Here is a 19221-nt window from a genome sequence, read left to right as displayed (position 1 = left end):
AGTGTACTAGATTCTTTTTTTACTATTGTAAAGAACTAGACCAATTTAATGTTTTTATATTTTTGTTGACAATCACCTCCTTTTAATTGTATGATTATTTATGTTTCTACGAAATATATTTATAAGGGAGGTATATAGACCAATATTGGATAGCGCCAGACCTGAACGTACAGGTGACGAGGAGAGAGCTTATCGAAGATTCGGCGGGTGGCTCTAGGGACTGCACTCTACAGATAACAAAGAAAAACTAATTGCGAAGTTAGAACAAAGCGGTTATCACGCAGGTAGAAACATATAATGGGATTTACTAGTTAAACAGGACCTAGTAAATACAGAATTTCAATTGGAAAGTAGGAATTAGCATTATGTGTGGAATTGTCGGAATGATTGGGAAAGAAAATGTCACGGAAAGTTTGATTCAAGGATTAACAAAATTGGAATATAGAGGCTATGATTCTGCTGGGATTTGTGTGAATGATCAAAGCCAACAGCCCCATGTAGTTAAGGCAGTTGGGGGCATTGCCGATTTAGCAGCAAAATTAACGCCAGAAATCGATGGAACAGTTGGTATTGGTCATACTCGTTGGGCCACTCATGGCGAACCAACTGTCGCCAATGCACATCCCCATGTTTCAAGCGATCAACGCTTTGCCTTAGTGCATAATGGTGTCATTGAAAACTTTGAAGAATTAAAAGAACAATTTTTAAGTGGTGCTCACTTAATTGGTGATACAGATACTGAAATCGTCGTTCAATTAATTGCTCATTTTGCTGAAAATGGTTTTTCAACAAAAGATGCTTTTAAAGCGGCTTTAGCCGAAATTAAAGGTTCATACGCTTTTGCATTAATGGATAAAATGGACCCCAATACTATCTACGTAGCGAAAAATAAAAGCCCGTTACTTATCGGTCTAGGTAAAGGCTTTAATGTGATTTGTAGTGATGCGATGGCGATGATTAAAGAAACCAATAAATTTGTTGAGATTGTTGATGGTGAAATTGTAACTGTTACAGCGGACAAAGTAGTAATCGAAACGCCAGAAGGACAAGTAATCAATCGAGAAACTTTTGAAGCGCAATTAGATTTAAATGACATTGAAAAAGGAACATATCCGTTTTATATGCTCAAAGAAATTGATGAACAACCTGCAGTGATGCGCAAAATTGTTCAAGCATATACTCAAGGCGAAAAAGTGACTTTAGATGAAGCGTTACTTGAAAAAATTAATCAATGTGACCGAATTTACATTATTGCTTGTGGAACAAGTTATAATGCAGGTTGGGTCGGAAAATCTTTAATTGAAACGATTGCCAGTATTCCTGTGGAAGTTCATTTATCAAGCGAATTTGGCTACAATATGCCTATTTTATCTGAAAAACCGTTCTTCATTTTCTTAAGTCAAAGTGGTGAAACGGCGGATAGTCGCCAAGTACTGGTACAGGTTAATGAATTAGGGCATCCATCACTGACATTAACAAATGTTGCTGGTTCAACATTATCACGTGAAGCGGACGATACCTTGTTATTACACGCAGGACCAGAAATTGCTGTCGCTTCCACCAAAGCTTATACTGCCCAAATCGCTGTCTTAGCTATTTTAGCAAAAGCAATTGGTGAAGAACGCCAAACATTAGCAGCCGTCTCATTTGATGTAGCTCACGAGTTGAGCGTGGTAGCGGCTGTCATGGAAACCTTGATTGATGAAAAACAACAAATGAAAGCCTTGGTGGAAGATTATCTGACGTATACTCGAAATGCCTTCTATATTGGGCGAGGAGTCGACTATTATGTGTCGATGGAAGCGGCCTTGAAGTTGAAAGAAATTTCCTACATTCAAGCAGAAGGCTTTGCGGCAGGTGAGTTGAAGCATGGAACGATTGCCTTAATTGAAGAAGGAACACCTGTGATTGGGATTGTGACAGATGCCAAAGTCGCAGCTCATACAAGAGGCAATTTAAAGGAAGTCGAGAGTCGTGGGGCAAGAAATATTGTGATTGCCTTGGAATCCTTGGCAAAACCACAAGACCAACTGATTATTCCAGATGTTCATCCGTTACTTTCTGCCTTAGTTAGCATTGTTCCAGGCCAATTATTAGCGTACTATGCAACCTTACAAAGAGGCTACGATGTTGATAAACCAAGGAACTTAGCCAAAAGTGTAACTGTTGAGTAAATTAAGAACCTAAGGTAAAGATGTTCAACGGATTTTCATAAGTTTTAATATCTGAGGTCGAGACAGAAGCAATGCGTAGTGTTGCTTCTGTTCCCGCCGTTTATCAGTTTTTGAGCGTGGAGCAAAAATCCAAAGTGATTTTTGTCCCACGCTCAAATATTTTTTATAAAAGAAAGATATTCAGTCAAAAATGAAAGATTCCAAAGAAATTCTTTTTTTCCGTTGAAAACTGTTTGCATTTTAGCAAAATTAGATATAATTAATAAGAACCGAAAAATAAGAATTAGCCAGTGAGGTAACTTTGTTTGAAAGAAAGCAAAAAGTAGGTTAAGCTGAAAAGTGCTAATTTATTTAACAAAAAAAGATTGTGAGTTGTTTGATATGGATCAGTTTAGTACATTAACTGAACAAGAATTTACTACCTTTGCGATGACACACCCTGCAGGTAACTTTTTAGAAACACCCGAAATGAAACATTTATTGGAACGACGTGGCTGGCATTGTGAATATGTTGGTGTCAAACGAGAAGGTCAATTAATTGCTGCGTGTATCCTAAGCAAGAAAAAAGTCAAAATTGGTCATGCTTTCGACATTGACGGCGGAATTTTGATGGATTATACAGATAAAAAATGTGTAGAAGCCTTTTTCACAGGCTTAAAAAAATATGTGAAAAAAAATGATGGCCTTTATTTAACCTTTACTCCAAATAAACAAATTTGTTTACGTGATTTTAATGGTGGTGAAGTTGAAAAGGTCAATCAAGAAACATTTGAATATTTCACATCAATTGGTTTTGAACACCAAGGGTTTGATGTGCACAATTTTGATGGCGCGCCACGTTGGCTGTTTGTCAAAGATATGGCTGGGTTAACAGAAGAAGATCTTTGGAAATCTTATGGAAAAGATGCTAAATATGACATCAAGAAAACATGGGAATATGGAGTAACAACCCGAGAACTTCGTTACGAAGAGTTACCTCTCTTTAAGAAATTAACGGAAGAAACAAGTGCACGACGTAATTTTGAAGATAAGGATTTAGCTTATTACCAAGCGGTTTATGAAGAGTTTGGCGAACGAGCGAAATTTATGGTGGCGGAACTAAACTTTGCTACTTATTTAGAAAATCTTCATGAGAAATTACGCAAATTACAAGAGACACTCAACGAAGTCAATGAAGCGTTAATTGCCAATCCTAAAAGCCGTAAAAAAAATAACCAGAAACGTGAATTCGAAGATGAAGTTCGTACCGTGCGCAAACGGATTGACGAAGCTAAAGAAATGAAAACATCAGATGAACCTGAAATTTTAGCAGGCGCCTTATTCATTGTTCATCCACAAGAAGTGGTTTACTTGTTTAGTGGTACGTATGAAAAATATAAACAATACTATGCACCGTATTTAATTCAACATAAAATGTTAACTTACACAGTAGAAAATAACATTCCCAAATATAATTTTTATGGCGTTGACGGTGTCTTTGATGGAAGTGATGGGGTTCTTAAATTCAAACAATCCTTTGGCGGTCATGTCGAAGAATTAATGGGTAATTTCCAATGGAAAGCCAAACCAATGAAATATGCCTTATACCACGCATTAAAAACAATTAAAGAAAAAGTCTAAAATTAAAACCTAATCCTTAAAAAGGAATGGACAAAGTGAGGCGTTTAAATGGAAAATCAAGTCGAGGTTATGACGTATGCACAGTTAAAAGAAATTATGCAGGCGTTAGAAGCAAACGAAGCGATTACTGAAGATACAAAAGTCTTTATTGATACAGGCTGGGATAGCGTGCAAGAAGTAGCACCAGATGCAGTCAGTATTGAAAAAGTTGCTAAATTTACAGTAGCAGATGTCTTAACAAACGAAAGTTTTGCTGGGTATAGTTTAGAAGAAAAGGCGGAGAAGATGAACGCTGAGGGCGACCTAGAAACGGCAATCATTATTCGCAATCTTTACTAAAAAAGTCCGTTTGAATAGTTAAAATCGGGACACTAGCCATTTAGGCAAGTGTCCCATCTGCTTTAAATAAGAAATAAAGGAGGTTAGATATGACTACCATTCATGAATTTCCAAAAAACTATGAACGTTTTATTGCACAAGGAGAAGAAGCGCTGGTAGAACATAATCAGCTAGCTGCTTTAGAAAATTTTCAACAAGCCTATCAGCTACAACAAACACCGCCAGTAAATCAAAAAATTGTCCAATTATTGTTGGAAATGGGTGAAGCTGACGAAGCACTAGCATTGGCAGAAGCGTTCCAAGAGTCTTATTTTGAGAACCTAAAAACAGCGGCAATTTATATACAAATCTATAGTCAAAGTCGTCGCTTTATTGAAGGGTATATTTTATTAAAGCAATTACTTCAAACTAAAAAAATAACGCTAGCACAACAAAAAACGTTAGAGCAACAATTAATGCAAGTGGAAGAAGCGTATCAACAATTAGAAACGCAGCAAATTCAAGCAATCAAAAGGAACCTGTTAGTAAGCGATCAGTTGCCTGTTTATCAACAATTAGCGAATATTAAAACCAGTTTATATTTGCCTAAACCAGTATTTGTGGAAGTCGCAAAAGATTTAGTTATGAACCAAGCGCTTAGTTATTTTGCTCGGGAATGGTTTATTGAAGAATTAGCACTGTTGCAATTTTCAGAACCACTGACTTTTCTTTGGTATGACAATCAGCCTCAGACAGTCTTACTAGAAGGAAAAACTGGCCCGTTAAATACACCGATCTATTCCGAAATTTGTACGGAACTTAGGAATCGTTTAGAAAATGATGATCCAATTATGCTGCAGCATTTGGAAGAAGAAATTCGGTTGCATCTTGTCTATTTGTATCCATTAGCAGAGACGGTTATTTCAGATCCAACTATCTGGGTCTTGGGTTATTTGGCAACCTATTATCCTGAATATATTGAAAAAGAATTGACTGAAGCAAAAAGCCATCAAATCGATGCTGTTCAAAATGTTCAACAGGCGATACGAACGGCTTTTACACAAATAATGCTTTAAAAAATGGCACGTCCTAAAAGCGAGGACGTGCCATTTTTTTGGTTTCAGAAATTTGCTGAATCTGCTCCAATTGCTTTTCTTGACTGATTATTGCGGATAATAGAAAAAAGCAAGACAGAAATAAGTAAAAAGAATTCCTTGAATCAAGCAAATCACAACGAACAATGGCGTTGCTCCTGGAAAAGAATCAGAAATCCGTGTAATTAAAAATTCAACTAACCATAAAATCATTGAAAATAAAAATAATTTTTTCTGACGAGTTCTCATAGTCCGCAACAACCTTTCTGGTGATTTTCACTTCTCTATCATAACATAGAAAACGAATTGTTTTTTTGCAAAAATTTTGTTAGTTCATAAGAAAAATGAGAAATAAACAAGTTTCAGGAAGTAATAAATGTACCCGAAAAGAATACTTAATCCATCTTAATCAAACCATACAGTCACGTTTATTGCAAAAGAAGTGTTTTTGGATGGAACAAATTATTTCATAAACACAAATATTTCTTTGTTGTTTGTATAAATGTCATAAAAGTGATTACTTACTACTTTTTGATTTTTTAACATATCCGTATCGGTCAGTGGTGCCATCTCTACTCCTAAATTCGATGAAGTATTGAACCAAACGTAATTAGGGAAGTATAGACCGTCATTTGGTGGCACAATCTTTGAAAGAATTGGGTAGTTTCGACTTGTATTAGCATAAACAGTTGAATTTTTGAAAAACGTATTTAAATAAACTTTTTTTCGTTCGTTTGTTACAACATTTTTTAAATCATCTGTTAAAACAGCTGCTTGGCGGTTGAATGCCTCTTTTTGATAGTTTAATGTGGAAGAATACACCAAAACAAACGATAAAATATAATAAGAAAATAAGCTGGCCACAAGCAACGAAGTTAGATAAATGGCTTTCACTTGTCGATTGTTAAATAAACTTAACATACTGATTGTAACAAAAACAGCAAATCCGTAAATATAGCGAGGCGCATCGCCTGCGATATTTCGTGAATAGACAATAAAAATACCAAAACTTAAGAGAGAAGCAAATCCTAAATACAAGATACAATAAAGGAAACTTAAGCCCAAGTTGATTTTGCTATTGGATAGATGACTAATAAAAAATAAAACAAGCAGTAGGAGCAGTAATAAAAGCCATAAACGGTTACTTTGATTCAATAGCTCTGAAAAATAATGGTAACTATTTTGATAAGCCACACTGGGAATATCGTGCAAACTTGGTAAGGCCTGACTGCCCCCAATGTTGTTTGTTGCGGAAGGTACAAATTTTAACTCGATAAGGTAGCTGACTATAGAAAGTAGATAAGCGATAGCAGCAAGTGCAACTTTTTTACAAAGAGCGATGAAATTTTCTCCAGCAAGTAACTGCTTGAAAGTAAGGAATAAGACGATAACTATATAAATTCCTGACGAGGCTTGGTAAGTATTAAACATAACAAACAGCGAAAAGACAGAAACCAAGAAAAACGTGAAAGAATTACGTTGCCACCAATAAAAAGGAAGAAATGAACAAAAAATACTCAATGCCATATAGGGACTATCAAACCTGAAACTAAGACATTGAAGGAACCAAGGATTGAGGCCAATTAAAGTAGCTACTAAAGAGGAACCCCAGCTAATTTTTTGATCATTGATGATATAAATCGCCAGTATGCTTGTGAAAGATAAGATAAGACCTGTTAGAATCGGTGTGGTCAAGCCCAGATCTGTCAAATGACGACTTCCTTGAACAAACCATGAGAGAAATTCACTGCCCCAACGTGCGTAAGTCGTACCAAAATCTGTCATTCCAGCGACTTGGCGAGCATTATCATCTAAGTAAGGGAAATTGATAATGCCGATGGATAAAACTGCCACTTGATAAATTAAAATGATCAATAGAAGATAGGTTTTATTTTCCATACACCAATACTTTAAATCAAATTTTTTTGATTCTGTAGGTAATTGTTTCATCATTGTACTCCACTCCAATAATTATTTAACAATTAAAATATACCATAACGAGTGGAATGAAGAAATTGCTTTTGTTATTTTCTCATCTTGACAGAACACTAAGTGTAGGCAAAACAAAAAAATCCCAACTCTTTATTAAAGAGTTGGGATTTTACAAAAAAGCCACCTGCCGGGCTTGAACCGGCGACCCCCACCTTACCATGGTGGTGCTCTACCAACTGAGCTAAGGCGGCATTTTCAAAGGCTAAACTAACTCGAGGATTGCAATGAAGTGAAAACCATAGAGTTCACTTTCAAAGGCTAAACTACGAGGAGTAATCGTCAAAGATCCTTTTAAAAAATGGTACAAATCTCGTGCACAAGAAATAGAATAACGTATAGACGAAAGTTTGTCAATTGCTCTTTCGTAAAAAAAGAAAAATGATTTTTTTCTGAGAAAAACTGTTGACAATCTCTTTTTTCTCTAGTAAAGTGTAAATCAACATCACAGATAACTATTCATTCGTTGAAGAGAAGAGTAAATTTTGATGACCTTCAAAAGAGAGTCCTGACTGGTGAAAAGGGACAAGGTTCAGAAAAGTTGAAGATGGCCTCTGAGAATAAATTGCTGATAAGTAAGCAATTTCGGCTAAGCACCCGTTACCATGTGCACCAAGTTAATAAAGACTTGGATAAGAGATGAGATATAAAGAATCAGTTATATTTCGAAAAAAGGTGGTACCGCGAATCATTCGCCCTTTACTAGCAAAACGCTAGTGAAGGGCTTTTTGCTGTGAAACACTACGATTGGCGCAAAGCGACAGAGTAGCAGTTATCTGCGATTACTCGATGCTTGAAGGGATAGAAACTCTAGTCTGTTTGATTTTGAAATCAGATGAAAATCAGTTTAGAATGAATAGAAATAAAAAAGCAGTGAGATAGTAAGTACAAGACTTGATCTGTCTAACAGAGAGCCTAGGTAGCTGAGAATAGGTGACAAAGACGTTTTGGAAAATGGCTATTGAGCAAGCGCTCCGAGTGTTAAACACAAGGCGGCGACGGGGGCTCCCGTTATCGAGCTAGGGTATCGAACATGTTGTTCCGTACTTGAAAAGGGAATTTGTGTGAGCAAATTCTGAACATGAGGTGGTAACACGCAAAAAAGCGTCCTCAACGATACAACTCGAGTTGTGTCGTTGAGGATGCTTTTTTCTTTTTTATGAAAAAATGCAGGTTGGTAAGAATGAAGGGGGATAAAGAATGATTGAACTAAAAAATATCAGTGTGACATTTCAACAAAAAAAACAAGAAATTCAGGCCGTCCAAGATGTTTCTTTGACAATTGATAAAGGAGATATCTACGGAATCGTTGGTTATTCCGGTGCTGGAAAAAGTACGTTAGTACGGGTAATTAATTTATTGCAACGACCAACAGCGGGCAGCGTTATTATTAACAAAGAAAATATTTTAACTTTTTCTAAAAAGGAATTACGACAACAACGAAAAAAGATTGGCATGATTTTTCAACATTTTAATTTGATGAAAGAGCGAACCATATTTAGTAATATCGATTTTTCATTAAAATATTCTGGGCTAAGTAAAAGTGAACGGCGTCAAAAAATCAGCCGTTTATTAGAGTTAGTTGGACTAAGTGAAAAACGGGACGCTTATCCCAGTCAACTGTCAGGAGGGCAAAAACAGCGGGTTGCGATTGCCCGCGCTTTAGCAAACGATCCTGAAATTTTACTTTGTGATGAAGCGACGAGTGCGTTAGATCCAAAAACAACTGGACAGATTTTAGCCTTGTTAAAAAAGTTAAATCAAGAACTGAACTTGACGATTGTCTTGATCACCCATGAAATGCAAGTGGTTAAAGAAATTTGTAATAAAGTCGCGGTGATGGAAAATGGCTGCGTTGTCGAATCAAACGATATTGTTTCGATTTTTAGTCAACCACAACAACCTTTGACCAAAGATTTTATTCGGACAGCAACCCATATTGACCAAGCATTAACCACGATTCTTGAACATCCTAAATTAGCTGATTTAGATAAAAATCAAGAATTAATTGAATTTTCTTATGTGGGAGATCAAACGAACGAGCCATTAATTGCACAATTGTATAGCCAATATCAGGTATACACAAATATCCTTTATGGCAATGTCGAAATTGTTCAAAATGTTCCTATTGGCCATTTAATTGTGGTGCTTTCTGGTGATGAGGCCCAGCGTCAACAAGCCCTTACTTATTTAGCGAAACAAGGCGTGCGAACCAATGTTTTGAAAACCTATCAGCAAACGAAGCAAAAGCAGAATTTACAGGTGATTTAAAAAAGGAGTGAACTGAGAATGTATCAATTATTTGAGAAATATTTTCCGAATGTTGTCCAATTAAAACAAGAGTTTCTTCAAAGTACATGGGAAACATTATACATGGTTTTTTGGACAGCCTTGATTGCTGGCGTGTTAGGAGTCTTGTTGGGTGTCGTGCTTGTTAGTACTGGGCCCAGTGGTGTTTTGAAAAATCCACCCCTGTATAGCGTCTTAGAAAAAATTATTAATGTTTGCCGCTCCATTCCTTTTATTATTATGCTCGCACTGATTCAACCATTAACACGAATTTTGGCAGGAACAACAATTGGTACAACCGCAGCGTTAGTCCCGTTAGTTATTGGCGTAATTCCGTTCTTCGCGCGCCAGATTGAAAATGCGTTATTAGAAGTAGATCCTGGTGTTATTGAAGCGGCAGAAGCCATGGGGACGAGTCCATTAGGGATTATTTTTCGGGTCTATTTAATTGAAGGGTTACCAAGTATTATTCGTGTTTCAGCAGTGACAATTATTAATTTAATTGGATTAACAGCTATGGCAGGAGCGATTGGGGCCGGTGGTCTAGGCAACTTAGCGATTACTCGAGGCTACAATCGGTTTCAAACCGATGTGACATTTATGGCCACGTTAATTATTTTAATTATGGTATTTATCAGTCAAGCCATTAGTAATCAATTAATCAAAAAAACATCACATTAGAAAAAAGGAGAACTGACAAATGAAAAAATTTAGTAAATTAATTGGACTTATTGGGGTATTAGCTTTTACGATTGCAGGTTGTGCATCGGGGTCTGCGAAGGATACTAAGACAGAAACCGTTAAACTAGGGGTTGTAGGAACAAAAAATGATGAATGGGAATCGGTCAAAGACCGTTTGAAAAAGAAAAATATTGATCTACAATTGGTAGAATTTACAGACTATACGCAACCAAATGCAGCATTAGCAGAAAAAGAAATTGATTTAAATGCCTTTCAGCATCAAATCTTTTTAGACAATTACAATAAAGAACATGGAACGAAATTAGTATCAATTGGCAATACAGTCAATGCACCATTGGGAATTTACGCTAATAAATTGAAAGATATCACGAAAATTAAAGACGGCGGAGAAATTGCTATTCCTAATGACCCAACGAATGGTGGGCGGGCGTTAATTTTATTACAAACTGCGGGACTGATAAAAGTTGATCCTGCGAAACAGCAACTACCGACTGTCAGTGATATTACTGAAAATAAACGCCAATTGAAAATAACTGAATTAGATGCTACGCAAACAGCGCGCGCTTTACAAGATGTCGATGCTTCAGTGATTAATAGCGGCATGGCTGTCGATGCTGGGTATACACCAGATAAAGATGCTATTTTCTTAGAACCTGTAAACGAAAAAGCGAAACCTTATGTGAACATTGTCGTGGCTCGAGAAGAAGATCAAGAGAATAAACTTTATCAAAAAGTTGTAGAAGAATATCAACAAGAAGAAACAAAAAAGGTCATTGCAGAAACATCAAAAGGCGCCAATGTTCCAGCCTGGGAAACATTTGGTAAAAAATAAAGGGGGCAGTTATAATGAGTACAACAACGATTCAAACAATCCAAGAAGCTATTGCTGCGGAAAAGGAATGGATAATCCATTTAAGACGTCATTTTCATCAATACCCTGAAGCAAGTTTAAAAGAATATGAAACAATTAAGCGAATTAAAGAAGAACTACTAGCCTTAGCTATTCCGTTTGTAGAAGTAGGGGCAACGGGTGTTTTAGCAACCATAGAAGGAGGTCTTGGCGCTGGCAAAACGATTTTGTTACGTGCAGATATTGATGCGTTGGAATTGCCAGATGCAACAGGTGCTGCCTATGCTTCTAAAAATCCAGGACTCAATCATGCTTGTGGACACGATGGTCATGCGGCAGCATTGCTAGGTGCAGCTAAAGTGCTTAAAAAACATCAGGATACCTTTTCAGGAACGATTAAACTGGCCTTTCAGCCCGCTGAAGAAATTGGTGCAGGCGCTCGACAATTTGTGGAAGGAAATTATTTAGAAGCAATCGACCAAGTGTTTGGAATTCATTTAGATTCTAGTGTGCCGGTCGGAAAATTAGTCGCTACCAAAGGCGCCACCAACGCCTCTTGTGATATTTTTAAAATTGAAGTCAGGGGTCAAAGTAGTCACGTTGCCCAACCACAGAATGGACGGGATGCTGTTTTAGCAGCAGCCAGTATCGTTGTGGAATTACAAAAAATTGTGGCTCGCGAGATTGATCCTTTAGATTCTGTCGTAGTAGGAATTGGCGTTTTACAAGCAGGAACACGCTATAATATTGTAGCAAACCATGCAACCATTGAAGGCACTGTTCGAACATTTAGTCAGGAAACGCGCCAATTTGTTTTACAACGAGTCGAAGAAATTGCCCATGAAATTGCCCAGTCTCATCGCACAGAAATTGCTGATTTTTCTGTTTATGCGGCAGCGAATCCATTAATTAATGAAGAACAAGCAACCAACCGTGCACAGCAGGTAGCCAGTGAAATTGTTGGTTTTGAAAATGTTGTGACCGATCATCCTAAAAGTTTAGGGGCGGATGATTTTGCTGATTACTTAGCGGTAATTCCTGGTATCTATGGACGGGTCGGTTCACGAAACCCTGAAAATCCTGCTACTCATTTTGGACACCACCATGAACAATTTGATATTGATGAACGTGCCTTACTTTTAGCAGCAGAGTACCACGTACGCTATGCATTAAACTATTTATCAGAATAATAGGGATAGGGAGCCGACAAAATGATGGTTTGTGGGCTCCTTTCGTTATAAACCAACGTGGCTTGCTTTCTTGTCATTCTATGGTAGAATACAAGCATAAGAAAGGTGATTCACATGTTTTTTGTTTTAACTGATAAATTAACAAGAAAAGTAGCTCCCGATAGTTTAAGAACAGATGAAGCACTGTTGTGGAGCCGAGCAATTAATTTCTTCATCGCTTGATAGGCCATTTTTTGACTAGAAAAGCTAGTCTTATTTGAGTGTACGTACAAGCGGTTGTCGGGATTTCTGTCAGGATGGACGACGTGCAGACGTGGTTCTTTTTTTGTTGTCCCAAAATAATCAGTTAACAAGAAAGAAGTGACGAAAATGAGTATTTTAACTATTGAACATTTAACGCATCGGTTTGGCGAAAAGGTCTTGTATGAAGAAGCTTCATTGCAAGTAAATAAAGGGGATCATTTAGGTTTAACTGGCCAAAATGGTGTCGGCAAATCTACCTTAATTAAAATTTTAACGGGGGAAGTATTGCCAGACGAAGGAACGATTCAGTGGCAAAAAAATTGCAAGATTGGGTACTTGGATCAGCATGTTTCTGTAGAACAATCACTAACGATGGTTGATTTTTTGAAACAAGCCTTTCAAGAACTTTTTGATAAAGAAGCGAAACTGACAAAACTTTATGAAGAATACAGTCAAACGGCTTCGGAAAAACTTTTAGAACAAGCAGGCAAATTACAAACAGATTTAGATGAGAGTAATTTTTACCAAATCGACACGATTATTCAGGATTTAGCCAATGGATTAGGACTACAAGCAATTGGTTTGGATAAAAAGTTAGGGGAGCTAAGCGGTGGTCAACGTTCAAAAGTGATTCTAGCAAAATTATTGTTAGAGGCCCCTGATGTGTTACTTTTAGATGAACCCACCAACTATTTAGATGATACACATATTCAATGGCTTGTTCGCTATCTGAATAATTTTGAAGGGAGTTTTCTATTAGTCTCCCATGATTATCAATTTTTGAATGAAGTGACAAATTGCATCGCAGACATTGAGTTTGGCAAATTAACCAAATATACTGGAAATGTAGAAAAATCTTTTGCACAAAAAGAGCAGAATAAACAAACCTATTTGAAACAGTATCAGGTCCAACAAGAAAAAATTGAAAAAATGGAAGCCTATATTCGTAAATACAAAGCTGGAAATCGAGCAACGATGGCTAAAAGTCGTCAAAAACAATTAGATCGATTAGAACGATTGACTCCGCCAGGTTCCTTGACTAAGCCGGCGATTGAATTTCCTTATCAAGGGTTAGTTGCAACACAAGCGCTAACGACCCACAAGTTAGTTGTTGGCTATCGGGAACCTTTGTTAGAACCGTTAGATTTAATGGTTCATGTCGGTGAAAAAGTCGCATTGAAAGGCTTCAATGGGATTGGCAAATCAACATTAATTAAAACGTTAACGAAAGTTATTCCTTCATTAGATGGAGAATTTCATTATCCGCTGAATACAAAAATTGCTTATTTTACCCAAGAATTGGCGTGGCCTAATGATCAGTTAACGCCGCTTGACTATTTGTCAGATCGTTTTCCAGATACAACGATTAAAGAGCGAAGAAGTCATTTGGCTAGAGCAGGTTTACCAGATAAGTTAGCAATGCAATCGCTAGCTTTGTTAAGTGGTGGTGAACAAACAAAAGTAAAACTAGCGGAACTAATGATGCAAGCTAGTAATTTATTATTTTTAGATGAGCCAACCAACCATATTGATGAAGCGGCCAAAAAAAGTTTACAAGAAGCAATTCACATTTACCCAGGAACGGTTTTTCTGGTTTCCCATGAAGCAGATTTTTATGAAGAAATTGTGGATCGAGTAATTGATATTGAGGAGTTAGTTAAATAAAGAAGAAAGAACCCAGTTGAGGGGGAGTCAACTAGGTTCTTTCTTCTTTATTATTTATTTACTCATTAAGCCATCATGGATTTTTGTTAAATTCCAGTTCATCATGCTGTAGTACGTGTCGCCTTCTGTTCCTTCTTTAGCAAGAGAGTCTGTGAAAAGTGTATCGTAAATTGGTCGATTCACTTCTTTTGAGACCCGTTCCATGCTACGTTTATCGACACTGGTTTCAACAAATAGTACAGGAACTTTTGATTTCTTAATGGTATCAATAATCGTGGTCATTTGTTCAGGTGTTCCTTGACTTTCCGTGTTGATTTCCCAAATATAAGCGGCATTTAAATCATATGCTTTGGAGAAATATTTAAAGGCACCTTCACTTGTAACTAATAATTTTTTATCATCAGGAATATCAGCGAATTTAGCTTTGGCTTCCTCGTGTAATTTGCTAAGCTTTTCTGTATAATTTTTCGCGTTTTCTATATAGAAATCTTTATTTTTTGGATCTTTTTCTACTAAAACGTCACGAATGTTTTCTACATATTTAATACCATTTTCAATGTCTAACCAAGCATGCGGATCTTCTGTTTGTTCTTGACCAGCACTTGTTAAATATTGTGGTGTAACGTTTTTGCTTGCGGAAAAGTAATCTTTATTCTCAACTTTTTTGGCCGTTTTCATTAATTTATTAAACCAGCCATTTCCGCCTGTTTCTAAGTTCAAGCCGTTAAAGAATAAAATGTCCGCTTCAGAAGCTTTAGCAATGTCTTCTGGTAACGGTTCATATTCGTGAGGGTCTGTCCCAATTGGCACGATACTATGCAACTCAATTTTGTCTTGGCCAACATTTTTTACTAAATCGGATAGGATCGAGTTCGTTGTCACAATTGCCAATTTTTCTTTCTTCTCAGCGGCTTGATTCCCACAAGCAGCTAACGCTAACCCTGCTAAAAGGGTTAAAAAAAATAAACTAAATTTTTTCATTCGTTGATTCCTCCATTTCTTTCTCACGGTTTACAAATACTAGGCCTTTCTTTGGTGAGAAAAAGAAAGCCAATAAAAAGAATAAGGCGGCGGTTAAAACAATCGTCGCACCAGAAGCTAAGTTATAAGAATAACTAAAGAACAGGCCAATCACTGAACTTAAAATCCCAAAAGTAGAGGCTAAGCCAATCATTGTTGGTAAGTGGTTTGTTAATAGATAAGCCGTTGCCGCAGGCGTAATCAGCATGGCAATGACTAGAATAGTGCCGACGGTTTGCAAAGAAGAAACAGCGACTAATGTTAGTAAAAACATCAATGCATAGTGGAAAAATTGAATATTTAAACCATAGGCTTGGGCCATTGTGGGATCAAAAGAAGTGATTTGCAATTCTTTATAAAACAATGCCACAAAAATCAAGACAATCACGCCGACGACACAGGTAATTAAAATATCGGTGTCTGCGACCGCTAATACATTCCCAAACAAAATATGATATAAATCGGTGGAACTTTTTGCAAAAGAGATAAAAATAATCCCTAAAGCAAAAAAAGAACTAAAGACAACACCAATGGCAGTATCATTTTTTAGTGGACTTTTTTGGGTAATAAAGCCAATCGATAATGCAGCTAATAAGCCAAAAATTGAAGCGCCAAAAATATAATTGAAACCAAACATATAAGAAACAGCGACGCCTGGTAAAACAGCATGGGAAATCGCATCACCCATTAAAGACATCCCTCGTAAAATAATGAATGAACCAATTACCCCTGAAATGAGTCCGACAATTACAGACGTCAAAAGGGCATTTTGTAAAAATTGATAACGGAATAAACCATCAATAAATGCAGCAATCATTTTGCAACCCCCTGTATTAATAAATCACCTAACAAATCACCGTATGCTTCTTGGAGCGTTTCTGCAGTAAACGTTTGTTCCACAGGGCCCGCAGCAATTAGCCGGTTTTTCAAAACGATTAATTCATCAAAATAGTGGGAAACTTTGTGCAAATCATGGTGAACAATGATAATCATTTTACCTTGATTTTTTAATGATTTAAGAATATCCATAATCACTTTTTCACTAGACATATCAATGCCGACGAAAGGTTCATCTAAAAAAATCACCTCAGCACCTTGGGCCAAAACACGGGCAATAAACACACGTTGCAATTGACCACCAGAAAGTTCGCCAATCTGGCGTTGCGCATAGTCTTCTAATTGCACCATTTTTAATGCAGCCAGGGCTGCTTGCTTTTCTTTCTTTCCTGGGCGTTTTAATAGTCCCAAGTTTGGATAGGTTCCTAGCAAGACCGTTTCAAAAACGCTAATGGGGAAACTAAGATCCAAGGCACTACGTTGTTCTACATAGGCAATGGTTGTTTTTTGTTGGTCAATCGCTTGATTATTTAACAAAACATCACGTTCCTTTGTTTTAATCAAGCCTAATAACCCTTTAATAAATGTTGACTTTCCAGCACCATTTGGTCCGATAATTCCAGTAATTTTACCGGAGGGAATAGTAACGTGGATATTATTTAAAGCGGTCCGTCCTTGATATTGAACGGTTAACGCTTGAACAGCTAAGTTAAAGCTTTTTCTCATGAAATTCCTCCTTTTTAGGTTTGCCTTAAAAATAGTATAAGGGATAATTTGAGAAAATGCAAATTATTTTTAGGTGCGCCTAAAAATAAGCGCTTTTTTCACAAAGAAAACCGTTTCTTTCAATAAATTAAGGAGGATCCCATGATTTTTATGACAAAAAATGGTAGAATATGAATGAAAACGACTATTATTTTATATTGACGGAGGATATCATGACCGAAAACTATCAAGATGAAACCTTACGCATCTTCAGTTTAAATGCAAATCGACCACTTGCTGAAAAAATCGCAGCATCTGTAGGAACAGAATTAGGAAAAAGTACCGTGCGCCAATTTAGTGATGGCGAAATTCAAATTAATATTGAAGAAAGTATTCGTGGCGATCATGTCTACATCATCCAAGCAACGAATGCCCCTGTAAATGATCATTTGATGGAATTGCTTATTTTAATTGATGCATTAAAACGTGCTAGCGCAAAAACAATTAATGTTATTTTGCCTTACTATGGTTATGCTCGCCAAGACCGCACAGCGAAACCAAGAGAGCCCATTACTGCGAAATTAGTTGCTAATATGTTAGTAGAGGCAGGCGCAACACGTTTGTTGACATTAGACTTGCATACTGTTCAAGTCCAAGGATTTTTTGATATCCCAGTAGATAATTTATTTACAATGCCTTTGTTTGCTCATTATTATCGTCAACAAGCATTAGTAGGGGAAGAAATTGTGATTGTTTCGCCTAAAAACAGTGGCGTTCAACGCGCACGTAGTTTATCGGAGTACTTAGATGCGACCTTAGCAATTGTCGACCATGAAGAGATTGATGGGGTGCGTCAAGAAGGTTACGTTATTGGGAATGTCGCTGGGAAAAAATGTATTCTTGTTGATGACATTTTGAATACTGGTCAAACGTTAGCCACAGCGGCGGAAGTTTTAATGAAAAATGGTGCGCAAGAAGTTTATGCTTGCGCCTCGCATGGTTTGTTATCAGAAGGCGCAAAAGCAACCTTAGAAAATGCGCCAATTAAGGAAATTAGTATTACTGACTCTGTTTATACGACAGCAGACCGCCAACCAGCAACCTTGAATATTATTTCTTGCGCTGAGTTAATGGGGGAAGCGTTACTTCGTATCCATGAAAATAAACCAATGAGTCCATTATTCCGTTTAGAACCAAAAGGAGAATAAGTGATTCCTTAAACTAGAAATAGGTCTAACAACTTTAATAGTGTTGGGCCTATTTTTCTTATCTCTTTTATAAATAGAAGAGAAAGTATTCTGATTTTGTGTTTTAAGCTTTTTATGCTAGAATAACGCCAGAACATAAGGAAAGGGACGAGTCATTTGGAACCCATTTATTTAGATCATGCGGCAACAACGCCGCTTCATCCAACGGTCATTCAAGCGATGACTGAAAATATGCAAACGACTTTTGGCAATCCATCAAGTATTCATCAGTTTGGACGAAAGGCACACGGTCTTCTGGAAGAAGTGCGTCAAACGATTGCCGAGAGCTTACAAGCCAAACCCCACGAAATTATTTTTAATAGTGGTGGCACAGAAGGGGATAACACAGCTATCTTGGCAGTTGCTTTTTCTCGTCAAAAGGAAGGAAAACATATTATTACTACGGCAATTGAACATCCGGCTGTGTTACGAACGATGGAATACTTAGAGACGTTAGGCTTTGAAGTGACTTACTTGCCTGTGAATGAAAATGGTCAGATTTCAATGGATCAATTCAAAAAGTCTTTACGCGAAGAAACGATCTTGGTTTCAATGATGTATGGCAATAATGAAATCGGAAATCGATTACCGATTGCTGAAGTTGGTGCAATTCTGAAAAATCATTCGGCGATTTTTCATACAGATGCCGTCCAAGCTTATGGAAGTGAAGTGATTTTACCTCATGAATTGGGGATCGACTTATTAAGCATTTCTGCTCATAAAATCAATGGCCCAAAAGGCGTAGGTTTTTTATTTAAAAGCGATGCAATCCAATTACCTCCTCTTTTACATGGTGGGGAACAAGAAGAAAAACGACGTGCGGGCACGGAAAACTTAGCTGGAATTATTGGCATGGGTACTGCCGTTTCATTACTAACTTCTGCAGAAAAGCACGCAAGAAAAACAGCTTATCAAAGTTTTCAAACGATTATTTTAAAAGCGTTAGAGGAAGCCAATATTGATTTTTCAATTAATGGTGAACCAACCAATCGTTTAGCGCATGTCTTAAATCTTCATTTAAAAGGAATTCCCAGTGATTTGCTCTTAATGCATTTGGACTTAAGAGGCATTGCGATTTCAACCGGCTCGGCTTGTACAGCGGGAACTGTGGATCCTTCGCACGTGTTGACAGCGATGTATGGAGAAAATTCCTCTGCTATTAAAGAATCGATTCGGATTAGCTTTGGCTACGGGAACACACCAGAAGAAATTGCGACTTTTTCTGAAGTACTAGTTGCAGTGATTCAACAATTGAAAAAATAAACTGATTGCGGCAGC

Annotated in this window: 16 protein-coding genes, 1 tRNA gene and 2 other annotated features; of the genes, 11 read left to right on the top strand and 6 right to left on the bottom strand. The window is 37.1% G+C overall.

Annotated elements, in window-relative coordinates; translation table 11 throughout:
• The first annotated feature begins 365 nt into the window (after positions 1-365).
• The 4 genes from glmS (at position 366) to IGI87_RS08930 (ending at position 5188) form a co-directional block, all read left to right on the top strand.
• Positions 366-2174 carry a glutamine--fructose-6-phosphate transaminase (isomerizing) gene (gene glmS, locus IGI87_RS08945; protein ID WP_113794334.1) on the top strand — a complete coding sequence of 603 codons (1809 nt, stop codon included), beginning with the start codon at positions 366-368 and terminating at the stop codon, positions 2172-2174.
• Positions 2175-2555: 381 nt separating this feature from the next.
• Positions 2556-3794 carry an aminoacyltransferase gene (locus tag IGI87_RS08940; RefSeq protein ID WP_438736725.1) on the top strand — a complete coding sequence of 413 codons (1239 nt, stop codon included), beginning with the start codon at positions 2556-2558 and terminating at the stop codon, positions 3792-3794.
• A gap of 48 nt (positions 3795-3842) precedes the next feature.
• Complete coding sequence (locus tag IGI87_RS08935; RefSeq protein WP_002359936.1) at positions 3843-4133, top strand: hypothetical protein; 291 nt, start codon at positions 3843-3845, stop codon at positions 4131-4133.
• A gap of 89 nt (positions 4134-4222) precedes the next feature.
• Entirely contained in the window at positions 4223-5188 is a 966-nt protein-coding gene (locus IGI87_RS08930) for a hypothetical protein (RefSeq protein WP_113794332.1), read from the top strand.
• A gap of 87 nt (positions 5189-5275) precedes the next feature.
• Here the strand turns inward: IGI87_RS08930 and IGI87_RS08925 are convergent, their stop codons facing one another.
• From IGI87_RS08925 to IGI87_RS08915, 3 genes are all read right to left on the bottom strand, one after another.
• Positions 5276-5455 carry a hypothetical protein gene (locus tag IGI87_RS08925; RefSeq protein WP_002383739.1) on the bottom strand — a complete coding sequence of 60 codons (180 nt, stop codon included), beginning with the start codon at positions 5453-5455 and terminating at the stop codon, positions 5276-5278.
• Between the two features lie 213 nt (positions 5456-5668).
• Entirely contained in the window at positions 5669-7159 is a 1491-nt protein-coding gene (locus IGI87_RS08920) for a glucosyltransferase domain-containing protein (RefSeq protein WP_438736723.1), read from the bottom strand.
• Between the two features lie 157 nt (positions 7160-7316).
• Positions 7317-7389 (bottom strand) — tRNA-Thr (locus tag IGI87_RS08915).
• A gap of 263 nt (positions 7390-7652) precedes the next feature.
• Positions 7653-7898 (top strand) — a binding site (T-box leader).
• Positions 7899-8059: 161 nt separating this feature from the next.
• Positions 8060-8310, top strand: a binding site (T-box leader).
• Between the two features lie 85 nt (positions 8311-8395).
• Here IGI87_RS08915 and IGI87_RS08910 point away from each other — a divergent pair.
• The 5 genes from IGI87_RS08910 (at position 8396) to IGI87_RS08890 (ending at position 14134) form a co-directional block, all read left to right on the top strand.
• On the top strand, positions 8396-9466 hold the full coding sequence (locus IGI87_RS08910) for a methionine ABC transporter ATP-binding protein (RefSeq protein ID WP_438736721.1): 1071 nt from the start codon (positions 8396-8398) through the stop codon (positions 9464-9466).
• A gap of 18 nt (positions 9467-9484) precedes the next feature.
• On the top strand, positions 9485-10165 hold the full coding sequence (locus IGI87_RS08905) for a methionine ABC transporter permease (RefSeq protein WP_002359998.1): 681 nt from the start codon (positions 9485-9487) through the stop codon (positions 10163-10165).
• A gap of 19 nt (positions 10166-10184) precedes the next feature.
• A complete protein-coding gene (locus IGI87_RS08900) occupies positions 10185-11018 on the top strand; it encodes a MetQ/NlpA family ABC transporter substrate-binding protein (protein WP_002366917.1) in 834 nt (277 codons plus the stop codon).
• A 14-nt stretch (positions 11019-11032) separates the two neighbouring features.
• Positions 11033-12226, top strand: a complete 1194-nt coding sequence (locus IGI87_RS08895; RefSeq protein WP_438736719.1) for an amidohydrolase — start codon at positions 11033-11035, stop codon at positions 12224-12226.
• 369 nt (positions 12227-12595) lie between these two features.
• Positions 12596-14134 (top strand): ABC-F family ATP-binding cassette domain-containing protein, encoded by a 1539-nt coding sequence (locus tag IGI87_RS08890; protein ID WP_438736717.1) that lies wholly within the window; start codon positions 12596-12598, stop codon positions 14132-14134.
• A 54-nt stretch (positions 14135-14188) separates the two neighbouring features.
• Here IGI87_RS08890 and IGI87_RS08885 read toward each other — a convergent pair whose 3' ends face one another.
• The 3 genes from IGI87_RS08885 to IGI87_RS08875 are packed head-to-tail and all read right to left on the bottom strand — an operon-like array spanning position 14189 to position 16717.
• Positions 14189-15115 carry a metal ABC transporter substrate-binding protein gene (locus tag IGI87_RS08885; RefSeq protein ID WP_113794324.1) on the bottom strand — a complete coding sequence of 309 codons (927 nt, stop codon included), beginning with the start codon at positions 15113-15115 and terminating at the stop codon, positions 14189-14191.
• Complete coding sequence (locus IGI87_RS08880) at positions 15102-15971, bottom strand: metal ABC transporter permease (RefSeq protein ID WP_104855145.1); 870 nt, start codon at positions 15969-15971, stop codon at positions 15102-15104. The genes IGI87_RS08885 and IGI87_RS08880 overlap by 14 nt, the downstream gene beginning before the upstream one ends.
• Positions 15968-16717 carry a metal ABC transporter ATP-binding protein gene (locus IGI87_RS08875; protein ID WP_104855146.1) on the bottom strand — a complete coding sequence of 250 codons (750 nt, stop codon included), beginning with the start codon at positions 16715-16717 and terminating at the stop codon, positions 15968-15970. Before IGI87_RS08875 ends, IGI87_RS08880 begins: the two co-directional genes overlap by 4 nt.
• Positions 16718-16929: 212 nt before the next feature.
• On the opposite strand from IGI87_RS08875, the gene IGI87_RS08870 reads away from it, so the two are divergent.
• Both IGI87_RS08870 and IGI87_RS08865 read left to right on the top strand, forming a co-directional pair.
• Positions 16930-17904 carry a ribose-phosphate diphosphokinase gene (locus tag IGI87_RS08870; protein WP_438736715.1) on the top strand — a complete coding sequence of 325 codons (975 nt, stop codon included), beginning with the start codon at positions 16930-16932 and terminating at the stop codon, positions 17902-17904.
• A gap of 156 nt (positions 17905-18060) precedes the next feature.
• The gene (locus IGI87_RS08865; protein WP_104855147.1) at positions 18061-19206 is read left to right on the top strand and encodes a cysteine desulfurase family protein; all 1146 of its coding nucleotides are present in this window, start codon (positions 18061-18063) and stop codon (positions 19204-19206) included.
• Positions 19207-19221 lie beyond the last annotated feature (15 nt).

Origin of the sequence: Enterococcus sp. DIV1444a, from assembly GCF_051712125.1 — a bacterium.
In the GTDB taxonomy this organism is placed as follows: Bacteria; Bacillota; Bacilli; order Lactobacillales; family Enterococcaceae; genus Enterococcus; species Enterococcus faecalis.
This window is presented reverse-complemented; position numbering and strand designations above follow the sequence as displayed.

Coding starts and splice junctions, on each gene's coding strand:
- glmS (WP_113794334.1), top strand. CDS start 366: ATGTGTGGAATTGTCGGAATGATTGGGAAAGAAAATGTCACGGAAAGT.
- IGI87_RS08940 (WP_438736725.1), top strand. CDS start 2,556: ATGGATCAGTTTAGTACATTAACTGAACAAGAATTTACTACCTTTGCG.
- IGI87_RS08935 (WP_002359936.1), top strand. CDS start 3,843: ATGGAAAATCAAGTCGAGGTTATGACGTATGCACAGTTAAAAGAAATT.
- IGI87_RS08930 (WP_113794332.1), top strand. CDS start 4,223: ATGACTACCATTCATGAATTTCCAAAAAACTATGAACGTTTTATTGCA.
- IGI87_RS08925 (WP_002383739.1), bottom strand. CDS start 5,455: ATGAGAACTCGTCAGAAAAAATTATTTTTATTTTCAATGATTTTATGG.
- IGI87_RS08920 (WP_438736723.1), bottom strand. CDS start 7,159: ATGATGAAACAATTACCTACAGAATCAAAAAAATTTGATTTAAAGTAT.
- IGI87_RS08910 (WP_438736721.1), top strand. CDS start 8,396: ATGATTGAACTAAAAAATATCAGTGTGACATTTCAACAAAAAAAACAA.
- IGI87_RS08905 (WP_002359998.1), top strand. CDS start 9,485: ATGTATCAATTATTTGAGAAATATTTTCCGAATGTTGTCCAATTAAAA.
- IGI87_RS08900 (WP_002366917.1), top strand. CDS start 10,185: ATGAAAAAATTTAGTAAATTAATTGGACTTATTGGGGTATTAGCTTTT.
- IGI87_RS08895 (WP_438736719.1), top strand. CDS start 11,033: ATGAGTACAACAACGATTCAAACAATCCAAGAAGCTATTGCTGCGGAA.
- IGI87_RS08890 (WP_438736717.1), top strand. CDS start 12,596: ATGAGTATTTTAACTATTGAACATTTAACGCATCGGTTTGGCGAAAAG.
- IGI87_RS08885 (WP_113794324.1), bottom strand. CDS start 15,115: ATGAAAAAATTTAGTTTATTTTTTTTAACCCTTTTAGCAGGGTTAGCG.
- IGI87_RS08880 (WP_104855145.1), bottom strand. CDS start 15,971: ATGATTGCTGCATTTATTGATGGTTTATTCCGTTATCAATTTTTACAA.
- IGI87_RS08875 (WP_104855146.1), bottom strand. CDS start 16,717: ATGAGAAAAAGCTTTAACTTAGCTGTTCAAGCGTTAACCGTTCAATAT.
- IGI87_RS08870 (WP_438736715.1), top strand. CDS start 16,930: ATGACCGAAAACTATCAAGATGAAACCTTACGCATCTTCAGTTTAAAT.